The 17,072-nt window shown below is 49.7% G+C and carries 21 protein-coding genes; 7 read left to right on the plus strand and 14 right to left on the minus strand.

All coding sequences use genetic code 11. The features are described from left to right. Nucleotides 1–76 precede the first annotated feature (76 nt). From NP589_RS11465 to hldE, 7 genes are all read right to left on the minus strand, one after another. Complete coding sequence (locus NP589_RS11465) at nt 77–466, minus strand: lipocalin family protein (protein WP_256607108.1); 390 nt, start codon at nt 464–466, stop codon at nt 77–79. A 102-nt stretch (nt 467–568) separates the two neighbouring features. Further along, nucleotides 569–1,216 carry a glutathione S-transferase family protein gene (locus tag NP589_RS11470; protein WP_256607109.1) on the minus strand — a complete coding sequence of 216 codons (648 nt, stop codon included), beginning with the start codon at nt 1,214–1,216 and terminating at the stop codon, nt 569–571. A gap of 489 nt (nt 1,217–1,705) precedes the next feature. After that, nucleotides 1,706–2,155: a nucleoside deaminase gene (locus NP589_RS11475; protein ID WP_256607110.1), complete on the minus strand. Its 450-nt coding sequence runs from the start codon at nt 2,153–2,155 to the stop codon at nt 1,706–1,708. A 15-nt stretch (nt 2,156–2,170) separates the two neighbouring features. Further along, nucleotides 2,171–3,034 (minus strand): 4-hydroxybenzoate octaprenyltransferase, encoded by an 864-nt coding sequence (ubiA, locus tag NP589_RS11480; protein ID WP_256607111.1) that lies wholly within the window; start codon nt 3,032–3,034, stop codon nt 2,171–2,173. Nucleotides 3,035–3,099: 65 nt separating this feature from the next. Beyond that, entirely contained in the window at nt 3,100–3,699 is a 600-nt protein-coding gene (locus NP589_RS11485) for a DUF4276 family protein (protein ID WP_256607112.1), read from the minus strand. Further along, complete coding sequence (locus NP589_RS11490) at nt 3,693–4,802, minus strand: AAA family ATPase (protein WP_256607113.1); 1,110 nt, start codon at nt 4,800–4,802, stop codon at nt 3,693–3,695. The genes NP589_RS11485 and NP589_RS11490 overlap by 7 nt, the downstream gene beginning before the upstream one ends. Nucleotides 4,803–4,944: 142 nt before the next feature. Further along, nucleotides 4,945–6,375: a bifunctional D-glycero-beta-D-manno-heptose-7-phosphate kinase/D-glycero-beta-D-manno-heptose 1-phosphate adenylyltransferase HldE gene (gene hldE, locus NP589_RS11495; RefSeq protein WP_256607114.1), complete on the minus strand. Its 1,431-nt coding sequence runs from the start codon at nt 6,373–6,375 to the stop codon at nt 4,945–4,947. A 72-nt stretch (nt 6,376–6,447) separates the two neighbouring features. Between hldE and arsC the strand changes: the two genes are divergently transcribed. Further along, nucleotides 6,448–6,795, plus strand: coding sequence for an arsenate reductase (glutaredoxin) (gene arsC / locus NP589_RS11500; RefSeq protein ID WP_256607115.1), 348 nt, complete (start codon nt 6,448–6,450; stop codon nt 6,793–6,795). After that, on the plus strand, nt 6,795–7,382 hold the full coding sequence (gene wrbA, locus NP589_RS11505; RefSeq protein WP_256607116.1) for an NAD(P)H:quinone oxidoreductase: 588 nt from the start codon (nt 6,795–6,797) through the stop codon (nt 7,380–7,382). The genes arsC and wrbA overlap by 1 nt, the downstream gene beginning before the upstream one ends. Before the next feature lie 13 nt (nt 7,383–7,395). Here wrbA and blaOXA read toward each other — a convergent pair whose 3' ends face one another. From blaOXA to NP589_RS11530, 5 genes are all read right to left on the minus strand, one after another. Continuing rightward, entirely contained in the window at nt 7,396–8,178 is a 783-nt protein-coding gene (gene blaOXA / locus NP589_RS11510; protein WP_256607117.1) for a class D beta-lactamase, read from the minus strand. A gap of 23 nt (nt 8,179–8,201) precedes the next feature. Continuing rightward, a complete protein-coding gene (locus NP589_RS11515; protein ID WP_256607118.1) occupies nt 8,202–8,651 on the minus strand; it encodes a VOC family protein in 450 nt (149 codons plus the stop codon). Nucleotides 8,652–8,888: 237 nt separating this feature from the next. Further along, entirely contained in the window at nt 8,889–9,365 is a 477-nt protein-coding gene (locus NP589_RS11520) for an SRPBCC family protein (protein ID WP_256607119.1), read from the minus strand. A 25-nt stretch (nt 9,366–9,390) separates the two neighbouring features. Further along, complete coding sequence (locus NP589_RS11525; protein ID WP_256607120.1) at nt 9,391–9,747, minus strand: YciI family protein; 357 nt, start codon at nt 9,745–9,747, stop codon at nt 9,391–9,393. A 47-nt stretch (nt 9,748–9,794) separates the two neighbouring features. Next, complete coding sequence (locus NP589_RS11530) at nt 9,795–10,286, minus strand: VOC family protein (protein ID WP_256607121.1); 492 nt, start codon at nt 10,284–10,286, stop codon at nt 9,795–9,797. Between the two features lie 313 nt (nt 10,287–10,599). Between NP589_RS11530 and NP589_RS11535 the strand changes: the two genes are divergently transcribed. The 5 genes from NP589_RS11535 to NP589_RS11555 all read left to right on the plus strand — a co-directional run bounded on the left by NP589_RS11535 (nt 10,600) and on the right by NP589_RS11555 (nt 14,961). Next, entirely contained in the window at nt 10,600–11,094 is a 495-nt protein-coding gene (locus tag NP589_RS11535; protein ID WP_256607122.1) for a YchJ family protein, read from the plus strand. Then, nucleotides 11,091–11,855: a YkgJ family cysteine cluster protein gene (locus NP589_RS11540; protein ID WP_256607123.1), complete on the plus strand. Its 765-nt coding sequence runs from the start codon at nt 11,091–11,093 to the stop codon at nt 11,853–11,855. The genes NP589_RS11535 and NP589_RS11540 overlap by 4 nt, the downstream gene beginning before the upstream one ends. 398 nt (nt 11,856–12,253) lie before the next feature. Further along, entirely contained in the window at nt 12,254–12,772 is a 519-nt protein-coding gene (locus tag NP589_RS11545) for a hypothetical protein (protein WP_256607124.1), read from the plus strand. Between the two features lie 371 nt (nt 12,773–13,143). Then, nucleotides 13,144–13,890, plus strand: coding sequence for a hypothetical protein (locus NP589_RS11550; RefSeq protein ID WP_256607125.1), 747 nt, complete (start codon nt 13,144–13,146; stop codon nt 13,888–13,890). Between the two features lie 378 nt (nt 13,891–14,268). Next, complete coding sequence (locus tag NP589_RS11555) at nt 14,269–14,961, plus strand: peptide arginase family protein (RefSeq protein WP_256607126.1); 693 nt, start codon at nt 14,269–14,271, stop codon at nt 14,959–14,961. A gap of 378 nt (nt 14,962–15,339) precedes the next feature. On the opposite strand, the gene NP589_RS11560 is transcribed toward NP589_RS11555, so the two are convergent. Beyond that, nucleotides 15,340–16,581, minus strand: a complete 1,242-nt coding sequence (locus NP589_RS11560; RefSeq protein WP_256607127.1) for an RNA polymerase sigma factor — start codon at nt 16,579–16,581, stop codon at nt 15,340–15,342. Between the two features lie 8 nt (nt 16,582–16,589). Further along, nucleotides 16,590–17,072, minus strand: a complete 483-nt coding sequence (locus NP589_RS11565) for a MarR family winged helix-turn-helix transcriptional regulator (protein WP_256607128.1) — start codon at nt 17,070–17,072, stop codon at nt 16,590–16,592.

Consider the following 17,072-nt stretch of genomic DNA (forward strand, 5'->3'; position numbering starts at 1 on the left):
TTTGCGGGAACAAATTATTAGCGGCTAGCCAAATTTTATTTGTATTTTTAGGCTAAGAAATTACGGATGGTGATTTTCAGTTTTTATTAAAGTGATAAACGTCGCCGAATTTGCCTTTTAAGGTCATGGATTTATCGGTTTTTTCCTGCAATGCAAAGATGTCGAATTTATCCGGTCTACCCAACATGGCGATTTTCAATTTACCGCCTTCTATTTCATAAGCGACTGGCGATTGGTCGTAAAAAGTACCTTCGCGAGGGATGTGGGTGATGGTGACTTTACCGTCCTTAAAGGTCCAGGTGTCTTCACGCTTGATGGTTTCCGTGGCGGTAACCGATTTTTTGGTATATTCCAATTTCCAACTGCCTTGTACTTCTTCATTGGATTGCAACGGAACATCCGCAAAACTCAGACCGGAAAATACTGATAAGCCGAGTAAAACAGCGGTTAATTTGATTTTTTTCATAGCGCTCTCCCGTTTGTAAATAACAAGAGAATCATTCTACGCTCAGGTAGTAGCAAAGTATCTTTAAATTATTGTGGTAAATCAGCAAGGTCATAACACCGCTTATTCAAACGCGGTGATTACCTCGCTTTCCAACTTGCCAGCTTCCATCCAGGCGTTTACGGCCGGGCAGGTCAGCACCGAGTCCACATAGGCTTGCGCCTGTTTATTGGTTTCCAGTTGATAGCTGTGAAAACGTAAGGCGACGGGGGCGAACATCGCATCGACTATCGTAAATCGGCCAAATAACCACGGGCCGTCGTGGCGGTGGAGTTGCCGGTAGTGTTGCCAAATTTCACCGATGCGTTCGATGTCCGGATGCACTGCTTCCGGTAAAGGTTTGGCTGAGGGTGTTCGCTTGCAATTCATACCACAATAGGTGCGTAGCGCAGTAAATCCGGAATGCATTTCGGCGGCTAACGAACGGGCCGCTGCGCGTTCGGCGAAATCCTCCGGCCAGCCTTGGGTTTGCGGAAAGCGTTCCGCCAGATATTCCAAGATTGCCAGGGAATCCCAGACCTTAAGCTCGCCATCCAACAAAACCGGTACTTTACCGGTCGGCGAGTATTGTAATAGTTTGTCTTTCGAATCTTCGCGATATAGCGGAATTCTGATTTCCGCGAAATCGATGTCGTGATATTTCAAAAACAGCCAAGGCCGCAGTGACCAGGATGAATAGTTTTTGTTACCGATGACTAAGGACAGACTCATGAACGGAAACTCCTGTACAGATTTAGGATCGAGAATTTTTTCAAAATCGGGTTAGCTGCCCCTCCCCATTCAATGCAAGTAGTGATTGATCAGAGCCTTTTGCTTACTCACACAACCTGCGAAAGGGGGATTTTAAAAAATGGGTATCGTCGTTCCTGCAAACTCGGGAGCCCAGGACAATCAAAAGCCCGGACTCCCGCCTTCGCGGGAATAACATTAAATGTTGCGCTAAGGTCCAAGCGCATCATTCCCGCCGTTTTATAATAATTCACCGCTTAGAGCAATGCCATTTTGCAATAGACGTTTATTTGGGGATGTTTGGCGGTTATTTCGGATGGGTGGAGCCTGCGCGAAAGCCTTCGTTTAAGGAAGCTCTGATTAACGCCTTCGACAGGCTCATGGCGGGTATGTTAGGTTCGTCGCGCCCTCAGCTTGTCGAACCACTTGTGCCCTGAGGGTATGAGTGGAATTAACTCGTTCAGAATGTCCTTAACAACAATCCTCACCGATGTCTTCAAACCAAATCCTTGGGGATTGAGCAATAAAACGGCTCATTAAATCGATACAAGCCGAGTCGTTTAATTCCACGATCTTAACGCCAGCCTCCCTTAGCCAATCCAGATGCCCCGCAAAGTTGACAGATTCACCGACCACCACCGTGCCGATATTGAACTGCCTAATCAATCCCGAGCAATACCAGCAAGGCGCCAAGGTCGTTACCAGGATTTTGTCGCGGTAACTGGTTTGCCGGCCGGCTTTGCGAAAAGCATCAGTCTCGCCGTGCACGGACGGATCATTGTCTTGCACGCGGCGATTTCGGCCCCGGCCCAGCAATTTGCCGTCGGCAGCAAACAAGGCAGCGCCGACCGGTACTCCGCCTTCCTCGAACCCGGCTTGGGCTTCGGCAAACGCCACGGCCAGCATCTCGGTATAGTTCATTGCAAACCCCCAAACTTACAGCCGGTAAGCCAGCACGATCCCGACAAACACCGCCAGACCGAACCAGTTATTATTCAAAAAGGCTTTAAAACAACTGGGTTTGTCGAAATGAAAAATCAGTTTTTGCTGGTAAATCGCCAAGCCGGCGGCTACCGCCAAACCGGCGTAATACGGCCAGCTCAATTGCTGCATCGCTCCAACAGCAATCAACAAACTCATGATAATAACTTGCAGGCCGGCGGTAATTTCCCGCACCCGCTTGCCGAACAGAATCGCGGTCGATTTAACGCCGATTTTCAGGTCATCGTCGATATCGACCATTGCATACATGGTGTCGTACACCAGCGCCCACAGCAACACCGCCAGATATAAAATCCAGCCGATTGGCGGAATTTCGTTGGTTTGCGCGGCAAACGCCATCGGCACCGCAAACCCAAACGCCGCACCCAGATAAGCCTGCGGCAGATGAGTAAAACGCTTCATAAACGGATAACTGGCCGCCAGAAACGCGCCAATAAATGATAAGGCTATGGTGTACCAGTTCATCAACAACACCAAACCGAACGCAGTCAGGCATAGCACCGCAAAAACTATCAGCGCTTCCTTCGGCGTTACCTTGCCCGCTGCGATCGGCCGCAGTTTGGTCCTGTCGACATGAGGATCGAAATCCTTGTCGGCATAATCGTTGATCACGCAACCGGCCGCGCGCATCAACACCACGCCCAGCGTGAACACGATCAACACCAGTAAATCCGGTTTGCCGTTCCCGGCGATCCACAAGGCCCACAATGTCGGCCACAGCAGGATGAAAATACCGATGGGTTTGTCGAAACGGGCCAGGAGCCAGTATTGGTGGAGGCGGTCGGTGAGTTTATTCATTAGTTATAATCTGTGGGCTGACAGGGCGGTTTGATTTGTGTCATTGAGGTGTTGAGAGTTAATCCTTAATTGGCAAGTTTTTCCAACTTGGTGAGCCAGTCGTCAAACCCTGAACACATTTGCCGAATTCTAACTAAACCAATTTGTTTCGAAATGTTTGGCCCATGAGTTGTCTTTCTGTAATTTGTAGATTTCTTGAATCGCTTTGATGGTGCGGTTTCGACGGAATCATTTACTGCTTCAGGATTATTGTTAAATTCCACCAGAATATTAGTTGCCCACACGGAAAGTGTTTCATCTTGCAGAACAGTCGCTATGGCTTCAGGGGAAGAAAATAATAAGCCTTCAAACTCATACATTTGAACGTAGGGTATAAGTTTTTCTCGTAACTCTTTTTTGACGGAATGCTGAATTTTTGATTCCAAGGTTGTTTTCGTTTCATCTCTGTCTTTACTCTTGAAGCCGTAAAAGTCGTAGAAAGTACTAATATAGTTAAAGCTGTGACCAAGTTTTTCTAGCTCTTTTTTGATACGGTCAATACTTACGTTTCCGTGTAAAGGCACAGGAGTAACATAAATACCTTTTTTTAATAGATAGGGGGCTAGTAAGCTTTTAACAAACCGTTCTTCGGTAGTGCCCTCTACAGAAATTCCAATCCTTACCATTCTGGACGACCTCCTATCAGATTTTTAGTCCATATGTCACCCATACCATAGTCTTCAAGCCAGTTTTCGAGAAACTTTTTATCTGGCCTTTTAAACGTGGAAACACCTTTCATTTGATCAACAATAATAAAGTCGTCTGGTTCAAATTGATTAGCAAAAGCAACAGATTGAGTTGAACAAATAACTTGGTTTTGTTTAGATGCTGTCTTGATCATTTCTGACAACACGTTTAAAGCAGCAGGATGCAACCCTAGCTCGGGCTCATCCAAAATAATAGCGCTAGGTCGATAGGCTTCGGGTTGAAGAAATAATGCGGCCATGCAGATAAATCGGGCCGTACCATCTGAAAGCTGATTGGCAGAAAAAGGCGCATCATGATCACGATGGGTCCATCTTAATAACAAAGACTCATCGCCCTTTTCTCCTCTTGGTTCAAGGTAAAAGTCGTGAAAAAAGGGTGTTACTGTTTGGATAGCCGAAATTATGTCTTGATAAGAGGATGGATGGCGGTCTCTGAGAAAGCGAAGAAATGGCGCTAAATTACTAGCATCAGAATTAAGAAATGCGCTTGAACTCAGTTTTTGAGCCTGCTTAAATCCCGCTGTTGGGCTTGTATCATGGAAATGATAAACCCGACATTTTTGCATGAATTCGCGAGTATATTTTCTGACATAGTCGCTGTCAGACTCCGAACCGGGAAGTAAGCCGCTTTCCCCCAATTTCCCTCTAATTGCCCACTGATATTTTGATGTTGAAACTGTACAATACTCAGTATCAAATACTAAAGCATCATTATTTTCACTATGTATAAACTCTACATGATAACCGTTATTGCCAATGTCAATATCAATGATAATTTTTTGAGTTAGTTTTGATCCAAAGTGAAAAAATGTATTTGCATAACCTTGTTTCTCGGTATAGGTCTGAAGTTTGCCTTCTGATAAACTTCTCAAAAAGGTAAATAGAGAGATAAAATTTGTCTTTCCGGCACCATTTGCACCAATAAGTATATTTATAGGACTCATCTTTAAGTCAAGTGACTTTATGGATTTAAATCCCTTAAGCTTAATTTGATGAATATGAGTATTATTTTGTTCTGACATAATTTCTCTTAGGGTTCTTATGCGAAGCCCAGATAGCATTATCCTTAGCCATACTAGCTTTTAGATATAATATTCAAACTTAAACCTAAGATTAGCAAAGCAAGTATGGTATCGTTCCTGATATTTTTCGTCGAAATAGATATTAATTTTGCGTTTTATCCTTAATCGTCTGAATAATCGCCGTAGTCGAATGCCCTTCGATAAACGACAAAATCTTCACCTCGCCACCGTTGGCTAGCACGCTTTCGTGGCCGGCGATGCTGGTGATGTCGGTGTAGTCGCCGCCTTTGACCAGGATGTCGGGTAATAACTGGTCGATGACTTCTTTGGGGGTGTCTTGTTCAAACTCCACCACCCAGTCCACGCATTCCAGCGCCGCCAGCATTTCCATGCGATGATCCAACTTGTTGACCGGGCGCTCCGGGCCTTTCAGGCGCTGCACCGAGGCGTCGCTGTTGACCAATACCACTAAGCGGTCGCCCAGGGTTTTGGCTTGTTGCAGATAGCGGACATGGCCGGGGTGAAGGATGTCGAAGCAGCCGTTGGTGGCGACGATTTTCTCGCCGTTTTGCTTGGCGGCGGCGCGCTCTGCCAGCAATTCCGGCAGGCTGCACACACCTTTGTGGTGGGCGCGGGGGCCTTGCAAGGCGGCATGCAATTCGTCGGTATTGACGGTGGCGGTGCCCATTTTGCCGACCACGATGCCGGCGCCGATGTTGGCGAGTTGCGTGGCTTCGGCTAACGATTTTTTTGCGGCCAGGCTCGCGGCCAGCACGGAAATCACGGTGTCGCCGGCGCCGGTGACATCGAATACTTCGCGGGCGTGAGTCGGTAGATGCAAAGGTTCTTCGGCTTTGCTGAGCAAAGTCATGCCGTTTTCGCCGCGGGTGACCAGTAAAGCTTGCAGCTCCAGTTCGTTCAGTAAATTCATGCCGCGTTCGACGATTTGCTGCTGATCGGCGCAGCGGCCAACCACCGCTTCAAACTCGCTGAGGTTGGGCGTGATTAACGTGGCTTGGCGGTAAATCGAAAAATCGCTGCCTTTCGGATCGACTAACACCGGCTTGTTGAGTTGTTTGGCCAAACCGATAAATTGCTGCACCTGACTCAAGGTGCCTTTGCCGTAATCGGACAGTACGATCACTTGCGATTGCATCATCTCGGCATGATATAAGTGTAATAGCGCATCGCTATCGACTTGCTGGAAGCCGTCTTCAAAATCCAGCCTGATCAACTGCTGATGGCGGCTCATCACCCGCAATTTGGTAATGGTCGGGTAACCCGGCACCGACTGAAACAGGCACAAAACCTTGGCTTGTTGCAGTAATTGTTTCAGGGCGGTCGCCGCTTCGTCTTCACCGGTAAAACCCAGCAAAGATACTTTCGCCCCCAGCGCGGCGATGTTTAAAGCCACGTTGCCGGCACCCCCGGCGCGTTGTTCGTCATGTTTGACATGCACCACCGGCACCGGCGCTTCCGGGGAAATTCGCGAGGTGGCGCCGTGCCAGTAGCGGTCCAGCATCAGGTCGCCGATCACCAGTACGCGAGCGGTTGAATAGTTGGGTAATTGCATGGCTTTGGGGGCTTATCCGTGATTCGAAGGGTGCTATTATAGCCGCAACCCGTCATGATTAAGGTGCAAACCATGAGCGTCAAAATCTACCATAACCCGCGTTGCGGCAAATCCCGCGACACCTTGAAACTATTGGAAGCGCAAGGCGTGACCCCGGAGGTTGTGGAATATCTTAAATCCCCGCCCACCGCCGCTGAATTGCAGGACATTCTGACCAAGCTAAACATCAAGCCGCGCGAGTTGATGCGTACCAAAGAGCCGGAATACAAAGATAACGGCCTGGAGGATAAGTCCCTGAGCGATGCGGACTTGATCGAAGCGATGATCAGAATCCCCAAATTGATCGAACGGCCCATCGTCTTAAAAGACGGTAAAGCCGCCATCGGCCGGCCGCCGGAAAACGTGTTGGCGATACTCTAATGGCGAAAATCCTGATCCTGTATTACAGCCGCGACGGCAGCACTACGCGGATGGCGCAGCAGATCGGCCGGGGCGTGGAGTCGGTGGCCGGTGCGGAAGCGGTGTTGCGCACGGTGCCGGAAGTGTCGGCAGTGTGCGAGAAAATCGCCGACAGCATTCCGGATGCCGGCGCGCCTTATGCAAGCTTGCAAGACCTGGAAACCTGCGATGGCTTGGCCTTGGGCAGCCCGACGCATTTCGGCAATATGGCGGCTTCGCTGAAGCATTTTCTGGACGGTACGACCGCGCTGTGGTTCTCCGGCGCTTTGTCCGGCAAGCCTGCCGGCGTATTTACCTCCACCGGAAGCATGCACGGTGGCCAGGAAACCACGCTGTTATCGATGATGCTGCCTTTGATGCATCACGGCATGTTGTTGATGAGCCTGCCGTGCAACGAGATTGCGCTGCGCGAAACGGTTAGCGGCGGCACGCCTTACGGGCCTAGCCACGTTGCCGACACCGATGCCGAGCTTACCGAGCATGAGAAACGCCTGTGTTGGGTGTTGGGCGAGCGTTTGGCTAAAGCGGCTTTGGCATTGCGAGCCTGATAATAAGTTGAGCTTAGAATATCCCCAAGGCCTTAAGGCAGGCCTTGCCCAACGCCACGCGCTTGGGCGCATCGGCAGCCTGGGTAATGTCGATATTCAACGCAAAACTATACACATGTTGTCCATTCGTGACCCAGCCCACCCACCAGCCGAGACCGGGGTTGGGAGCGTTTAACCAGCCGGTTTTGCCGTGTAAAACCCGTTCGCCGCTCTGCTCAAGCATGACGATGTCCCGGACTTTGGCCTGAACATCGCCAGAGAGCGGTAATTGATCCCGCGCCAAGCGGACCAAAAATGCAGTCTGTTCCACCGCGCTGATTTTAAGCGGACCGTCCAGCCAAAACCTATCGACCTTATCGCCGATTTCGGTGTTACCGTAACCGAGGCTGATGACCCCTTCGCGCATCCGCGCGTGGCCGATACGTCGTGCCAATGCTTGATAAATCGGCACGTTGGACAGCTTGATCGCCTCGCGCAAGCCCATATCCCGTTCCCAGTCTTTGATCATTTGCGGCTGACCGCCGTATGGTAACGGCTCGTCCACGCTGTCGACCGCGCCTACCGACAAGCCGATCAAACTATTGACTATCTTGAACGTCGAGGCCGGGATGAAGCGGGTTTCCGCGCGGAGCAGGTCGTGGCCGATCAGCCTGTCCGCATCGACATCATAGGCCACGAAAGTACCGTGTACGTTGGCGTCGCTGAATAGTTTGCCAAGCTCCGGACTGTCCAGCCATTCGATAGCGTTAACCCGGCCGGCAAGTAGTAATAGCAGAGCGGCAAATAGATGTTTCATTCAGGATTGCTCGTAGGCTCGTTTTAAATGTCTATGTCTATTTTCGTCATTTGCAGCATGGCCTGCATCACCCGTCCGGCTTTTAACGGATCTGGATCACTCAATAATTCGATCAGGATATTCGGCACGATCTGCCAAGTAACGCCAAATTTATCCTCCAGCCAGGCGCATTGATTTTCCTTACCGCCCTCGGACAGTTTTTCCCAATAATGATCCACTTCCGCCTGGGTTTCGCAGTGTACGACAAATGAAATAGCCGGAGATAGCTGGTACATCGGCCCACCGTTGAGCGCTGTAAACACTTGCCCGTCCAGCTCGAAATTGGCGGTCATCACACTGTCTTTTGGTCCCGGCCCGGCATCGCCGTAACGGTTAACGCTTAAGACTTTAGAGTTCTTGAAAATAGAGACGTAAAAATTCATCGCTGGTTCGGCTTGGTCGTCGAACCATAAAAATGGGGTGATTTTTGGCATGGCGTTTACTCGGTAGAGTATAAAAAATAACCTAATTAGCAGGAATCATTAGCTGAGCGTCATACCCGCATGGAAGCGGGTATCCAGTGCCATGGATGGTAAGCTTCGAATCATCCATGGAGCCTGGATTCGCTCCGCGCTCCAGCGGGTCCGGCAATCCCTGCCGGAATGACGATCTTTTGGGTGCTAGTTGAAGATTCTTACTGATCAGGGAAAGTAATGACCGGTTTTCCCGGCTTACAAGCTGGCTACCAGCTCGGCCAGTTGGTCGGTGGCTTTGCCCCAGCCTTCGTGAAATCCCATCTCTTCGTGGGATTTGCGGTCCGCTGCGCTCCAATGCAACACGCGAGCGCTGTAACGAGTCTTTCCGTCTTCAGGCGCAAACGTGACGATGCCGGTCATGAAGGGTTTAGCGGAGGGTTCCCAGGCGCTGGTGTAGGCGTCGGTGAACACCAGGCGTTGGTTTTGCACAACTTCAAGATATATACCTTGGTTCGGAAACTCCTGGCCTTCCGGGCTGCGCATCACGATTATGCTGGTGCCGCCGGCTCGGACATCGAGTTCAGCAGAAGCCACGGTCCAGGGTTTCGGACAAAACCACTGCTTGAGTAATGCCGGTTCGGTCCAGGCTCTGTAGAGTTTTTCGGGTGGCGCATCGATCAAACGCGTCAACGCTAATTCTCGGGATTCCAGGGTTTCTTCGGTTTGGTTCATGACTTTCTCCATAGGTTTAGTTGGCTCAGTCTTTGGGCAGGCCCGGAATCTCGATCAGCGGCCGCACTTCGACGGTGCCCTTACGCGCCATCGGTATCTGTTCGGCGATAGCGATGGCAGCGTCCAGATCCTGGACGTCGACCAGATAGTAGCCGCCCAGTTGTTCGCGGGTTTCCGCAAACGGGCCGTCGGTGACGAAGCGCTTGCCGTCGCGCACCCGCACGCTGGTAGCCAAGGCCGTGGGTTGCAACGGACTGGCAGCCAGATATTGGCCGTCGGCTTTGAGTTGGTGCGCGAGTTGGGTGGACTCGACATAACAGGCTTGCCGCTCGGTTTCGTCCAGGCTGTGCTCTTCAAGATAAATCAGTAACATATATTTCATGCCGGTCTCCTTTTTAACAATATTGATAGAAAGCCCAGTAGCCGGTGTTATTCCGATTTACCGCTCGCCGCCTGCGCCGCGAAAAATGCCGCCATACGGCTGGGCATTTCGCTGGGATCGACGTCTTCGATATGCTTGGCTATCAGCCATTGATGACCGAACGGATCGCTCAGCGCACCCATCCGGTCGCCCCAAAATTGATTAGTAGGCGGCATGGTTTGCGTGGCTCCGGCTTTTATCGCGGCGGTAAGCACCGCATCGACATCCGCGACATACAAGAACAGCTTGACTGGCGTGCCGCCCAGGGTTTTCGGCGAATGATCGGTACAGTGAGGGTTTTCGTCAGCGAGCATAAATATTGAATCGCCGATTTTAAATTCGGCGTGAGCTATGTTGCCGTCCGGCGTATTTAGACGGGACAGTTCGCTGGCCGCGAAGGCGTTTTTATAAAATTCCAACGCCCGCGCTGCGTCTTGCACCACCAGATAAGGGGTAAGCGTGTGGTAGCCGTCTGGGATGGGTTTGACTTGAGTGGTCATGGGGTATTCCTCCTTTTAGGGTGAGTGCTGATAATTATGGCTTGCATCCTTAGTCGAACGGCGACTGTTCAAATCGACATCGCGTCAAAGTTTTTTTGTCCGCCAGACCGGGCCGTATTGCAATTACCCAGATCCCTAAGTCAGGCAAATCGCTAAAAGTATGCCCCTCACCTCTACCCTGCACGGGGAAGGGCATTGCTACTACCAGCTTAATAGTTACAGTTTCTCGCCACTTGCCGTTGAGCCGAAGCCGGCTGTCGCTTACCATGGAAAGACCGACTTCAATTTTTCACAATCTGACCGGAGATGACCGATGACCCTATGCCCTTGCGGCTCCAAACTGGATTATGCCGAATGCTGCGGCCCGATTATCGACGGTGCGCTGGCGCCCACCGCCGAAGCCTTGATGCGCTCACGCTACACGGCTTTCGTGCAACGAAAGCTGGATCATGTTGAGCGCACCCATGCGCCGGAGATTAAAGACGACTTTAATCGAGCGGAAGCCGAGCGGATGGCGGAAGAATGCGAGTGGCGCAGCCTGGAGATTCGCAACGTCACGGAAACCGGCGATACGGCGCAAGTAGAATTCACGATAAAATTTCGCCGCGACAAACAGGACAGAGTACAAACCGAGTTAGCCAGTTTCCGCCGCGAAAACGGCGAGTGGCTGTATGTCAGCGGCGATCTCAATCCCAAGGTGACGCAGCGAGTAGTCAGTAAAGTGGGGCGCAACGATCCCTGTCCGTGCGGGTCGGGTAAAAAAGCCAAAAAATGCTGTGGCACCACGACCGAACTAGAGCAGGAATGACGCAACGTTTTCACTGCACCGCGTGCGGCAAATGCTGTTACGGACAGTTGCCGCTGACGGTAAACGATGCGTTTAAGCATGCGGACCGCTTTCCGCTGGCCATGGTCTGGACACCATTACGGCAAGGCAGTAAAGATTTTGCGACGGTGTCCCAGCTGGGAGCCACAATAAAACTGGCCAATCGGAAAGAATTGGCGGTATTGATAGTACCCACCGCCTATATTCCGCCCTCGTTTCCGTGCCCAGCGCTGGCGGCCGATAATCTGTGCGGGATTCACGCCGATAAACCCTCACGCTGCCGAACTATGCCGTTTTACCCGTATCGGGACGAGCAATTTCAGGCCGAGCTATTAAAACCGCAACCCGGTTGGGCCTGCGATACCTCCGAGTCGGCGCCGCTGGTGTTTGCCGACAAGAAAATTCTGTTTCGCGAAGATTTCGACGCAGAACGGCAGGCATTGGAGGAACAAATCCCACAGATTCGGCGCTATGCAGACTATATGTTGAAGTACACACCGCAGTTGGTTGATAACCTCGCCAAAGTGTCGCTCAAACCCAAAGGCGGACAAGTGGTGACCAGCCTGTCGTCATTCTTGACCGCGATTCGCCACCCCAACGCCCAACAGATTGCCCGGCAGCAAGTGCCGGTGTTGCAAAGGTACATAGAGAAAACCGCCTCCGCACCCAGCCTGGTGGAATACCAGCGCCATTACCAGGCCGGGGCCAAAGAAATGCAGTATTTAGCCTGGCAATCGAGATAGTTAATCCGCAGATTGTCTGAGGACACAAACTCAGCGCGAAGCCCAGTTCTTTCCAGCGGGGCAAGTTTTCAGCTGCTTGCCGGGCTTCGCGATGCTCTGCCGAGCCTGATTGAAATAAAACTGAGGTATTTCAAACAGTTACTGTGTTAAATCCCCTAAATCCTGCTGAGTGGACACTATAAACCGCGCAATTGAGAAGGGATATGGGCCTGGCACTAATGCTGCATTAACCCTAACAGGTTCGGTTAGCGGTTCAATCAGGCTTGAATAAGCATGGATCCATTCCGTCTCCTAACTCATGACGCGCAGTGTAAACATCTTACGCTCTAGTAGCCTGTAGAAATCGCCGGATGGTTACACGCGTTTTGTCCCTCAATGTTTATCAGAAGGCATTTTTTATGAAAAACACCAACAAAGTTTTCGCTCGCACCCGGTTATTGCTATCACTGTTACTAGGGGCGCAGCTGTTGCTGACCGCGTCGGCCAGCGCTTGGGCGCATGGCAATGACGGTCGCGATGCCAACCCTAATCGCCGCTTGAAGGGAACCTACGGCTTCGCCGCTACCGGATATTTCGGTGCGAATTACGACGCTACTTCCAAAACCACCACCGGTGCGGTCGCCGAACGTGTTGGCGTCTACAGTTTCGACGGCAAGGGAAACTGCTCGATACACAGTTTGGCCAATAAAGCCGGATTGGCTGCCGGCGTGATCCAGGACACGGCTGATTGCACCTACGAGGTCTTCGAAGACGGTACAGGACAACTCGACGCGACCCTCGGCGGCAAAACCTTTCTGACTTTTTTCGTGTTGGTAAATCACGACGAAGAATTCATGTTTACCCGCCGTGAAGGCACCGATAACCCTGCCGACCAAGGCGGCGCTTCATTGATTTTTGCCATCGCCAAAAAACAATAAAGCTAAGCCGGGTTTATGCGCAGGTATAGACCCGGCTTTTTATTGGCAGAAACCGGATTTTTGCAATTGTCAGTTAAATCTCATAATCGATGAGGTCACACCAGTTGGCTAATTGAGAAAATGCTTAGCGGACTGGTCCGACCCACAAGCGACTTTCGCTCTAGTTTTTCTAATGTCCGCAAAACGATAGTAATCCGACGTTAGGTTTGCAGTAGTAGGCTGGGTTGAATGATAATGAAACCCAGCTTGGAGGCTGATAAATTTCTAATCCAAAGAGATGTTTGAACGTAAAAATTCGATTATTTCAAAGCATTTGCTGGGTTTCGCGATGCTCTACCCAGCCCGGTCCTAATATAATAAGGTTAAAAATCATGTCAGTTTCCCCGTTATCGGTAGATATTAGAAGATATGCAATAGAAGTAATTGATTGCAGGCATTGTAATAAAGTATTTCAGACATCAGAAAAACACCTATGTAAAGCCTTGCTATGTCAGTCTTGTTTTGATAGTAGAGAGTTATATAGACAAGAGTTTAAAAAGAAACATGGGCAATTATATTCAACGGAAAAAACTGAGTGGAATATTTTGGGTGATAAATATGGTGATGAGAGGAATATAAAAACGGTTGTCTGTGCATTTTGTGGAGTTATATATGATCTTATTCCACTGAAATACCCTGAGTTAGATTTTGATGCTCAGAAAACTAATTATCAAGAAGATTTGATTAGGTATAACATGTGTATGGAGTTAAGGAAACGAACTAAGCCTGATCAAGAATTACCTAAAATGCCACCATTTAAACCTGTAATATTTGATTTCACAAACGCCAAAAAAGGATGGAAGAATGAAATTTTATGTCAAACTTGCTTTAATAATATTCAGGTTGGATATGAAGATGAGTTGAATAACGCCAATGATAAAGAATCAGTGATGATCCAAGTTGCTGTTGAGAGAAAACGATTAAAAGATATAGAAGATTATAAAGCTATGAAGCGGAATAGCCGCACATTAATCGTAGTATATGTTTTCATATTTTTCATGCTTGTGTCAGCAATTTCAAGTATGTGCTCTGTTCCTGATAGAAACTTAGAACCAACAGATATGTATTTCAGAAGATAATGTTTTGTAACAAGATTTATTTTTAATAATAGCATGCAGATATCCATACTTTACAAGCTGTTGAGAGAATATCATTCCTTAACAGCTTGTTGAAATTCTATATTTAACGCGTTAGGGAGTCTCTGGTTAATTCTTTGTCTTGAATTTCAGCGCCAATTAAATCAATGGCTTGCGCATCGATTTTTCTTGAAAAACTGCATTAATCAGAAGTTTCTTTAAACCAGGAATGTGTAAAAAAGATGCATCAAGAATTATGGGCTCACCAGTTAGAACCAAATTTTCGGGTTCCAGAGAAGCTTGGCACTATTGTAGAGCTGGTCCTAAAATTTATAATAACCAGGGCGGATTCAATAATTTATTCATTAAATTTTAAAAATCATGTTAAGTATTTCATTTGATCAGTTAAGTCGTGATGATGATTTTCTGATTGACCTGGGTAATGGGGTTTGGCTTATGGACAACCATAAATGGGCTTTACTCGTTTGGGAAGAAACACATAATAATTTTAACTCGTCAAAATTTTCACTAATTCATGTTGATTATCACTGGGATGGAGGGTATGACTTTTATGATTCTGACGATGAAGAACAAGATCTGATTTCAGCAAATATTGAAAGAATTAAACAATTTATACATGAAGAAAAACTGATTCGTTATGATTCTTTTATTTCACCAGCTATAGCTAGAGGATATATCGCTGAGATACATTTTTATTGCAAACAAAATGATTTTAGTGATATTGGAATTGATGCCGGTCTTCTTTTAAAAATGAATACACATCAGCATATATATAACACGTTTGATTCGTTATTCAACCATCAATCAAAATATCCTGTAATATTTGACTTGTGTCTAGATTTATTTAATAACTCGACGATATTGTATATGGGCGAGTTATGGTCTGAAAATATGATAATTGCATTTCTTAATGGCCTTAAGGAGACAATAAAAAATGCTCGCGTTGTTACTGTCTCATTATCGTTTGGTTTTTCTGGAACGGAGGAAGATACTCGATATTTAGCCAAATTGGTCATTCCATTAATTAAAAAATGGCGGAAAACAGAGGCATAAACAATTTTTTGTAACTAAGTTATTATTCAAGCAAGCAAGTAGCCTCGATGGAATCGAGGTTTCGAAGGCCAGCTCCTTTTAATTGCCTATGTGGGTTTGATGGCCGGCAGGCCGACGCTCTCGATTCCGCTAACGCTGCATTGAGGCTACAACGGCTCAACTTCAATGGACGCAAGGAATGGGGATGGTGGCGTATCGGCGCAATGCCGTGGCGGGTGGCACCTTTTTTTTTACGTCGGGTGGGTTTTGGCCGAACTTGCTCCACCAGAATGGAGGGGCGCAAAACTTTTCATTTGTTGTGTCAAAAAGCGCGTCTGGTGCGCAACTCAAATAATGACATAGCTCTTTAAAAGCAATCGCCCATGTTTTCTAGTGTTGTCACCCGACACGGATTTCGCGCAATCTGCGCGCCAAAAAGCGCCGCTCCGGTTCCTGACGTGTCAAAGCCAGGGCTTGCTCATATGCTGTGATCGCTTCGTCGGTTCTGCCCAGACGTCGGTACAAGTCTGCTCTCGCCGCGTGCGCCAGATGGTAATCGGTAAGGTCGCCGTTCTGTAAAATTGCGTCGATCAAAACCAGTCCGGCGGCTGGTCCATCCCGCATTGCTACCGCCACGGCCCGGTTTAACTCGATCACCGGCGAGGCATCGATGCGCAATAACACGTCGTAGAGTGCGACGATTTGCGGCCAGTCCGTGGCGGCGGCATGGCTGGCGTTGGCGTGCACCGCGGCGATGGCGGCTTGCACGGCATAAGGGCCATAGCGCTGCGACACCAAGGCCCGCTGCACCAATGCCGAACCTTCCGCGATGCGTTCCTTATCCCACAACGTGCGGTCTTGGTCGTCCAGCAAAATCAGTTCGCCGTCGGGTCCGGTTCTGGCGGCGCGGCGCGATTCGTGCAACAGCATTAAGGCCAATAAGCCTTGCGCTTCCGGCTCAGGCAGTAACTCGACCAACAAACGTGCCAAGCGTATCGCTTCTTCCGACAAATCGTGCCGGGTTAGCGTAGCGCCGGATGAGGCGGAATAGCCTTCGTTGAACACCAGATAAACTACCCGTAGCACCGAATCCAGGCGCTGCGGTAGTTCGGCCGGCGACGGTACCTGATAAGGTATGCGGGCCTCGCGGATCTTGGTTTTAGCGCGGACGATGCGTTGCGCCAGCGTCGGTGTCGGCGTCAAAAAGGCGCGGGCGATTTCTTCGGTGGCCAGGCCGCAGACTTCGCGTAGCGTCAATGCGACTTGCGCATCCGGGGATAAGGCCGGATGGCAGCAGGTAAATATAAGTCGCAGGCGGTCGTCTTCCAGGCCTTCGTCATCCGTGTCGTCGGTTTCGCTGGTCGGATCGGCCAGGGTATCGGTATCCTCCAGCACGTCGAAGCGGGCTTGCCGGCGCAGGTTGTCGATGGCCTTGAAGCGGCCGGCCGACACCAACCAGGCGTGCGGATTGGCCGGTACGCCGTCGCGCGGCCATTGTTCGAGAGCGGCCCGAAACGCATCGTGCAACGCCTCCTCGGCAACATCGAAATCGCCGAGCAGCCGAATCAAGGTTGCCAGCACGTGGCGGGATTCGCTTTGGTAGATGGCGTCGATTTTCTCGCGCACTGTCGTTTCGTCCATATCGGCTTTCAGCCTTGTGCGCTCAAGCTACGCATCACTTGATGCCAGCCGGCCTCGGCGTTGGTGCCGACTTGCGCGAATACCGTTTGCAGCTGCTGCATTTGCGTACCGGTCAGTTGCGCTTCCAATTCCGCTCCAGCTGGCGTCAAGCTGAGTTCGCGCACCCGTTTGTCGTGCGTGGCGGTGTCTATCATGACCAGCTGCATGTCCATTAACTGCCGCAACGGCGCGTTCAGGGCTTGCTTGCTGACGCTGAGCATGCCCAGCAGCGCATTCACGGAAATCCGCGGATTGCGGCCGACGAAATACAAAATTCGGTGATGCACTCTCCCCAGTCCGCGCTCGGCCAGGATGCGATCCGGCTGTACGGTAAAGGCGCGATAGCCGAAGTAAAACTGTTCGATAGCCAATCGCAACGCGTCTTCGCGCATGCTCGGCGTCAATGTTTCATCAAGCGGGGGATTATCGATAGCGGATATTTGGTCAACCAT

It is taken from the genome of Methylomonas rosea (assembly GCF_024505055.1).
GTDB lineage: Bacteria > Pseudomonadota > Gammaproteobacteria > Methylococcales > Methylomonadaceae > Methylomonas > Methylomonas rosea.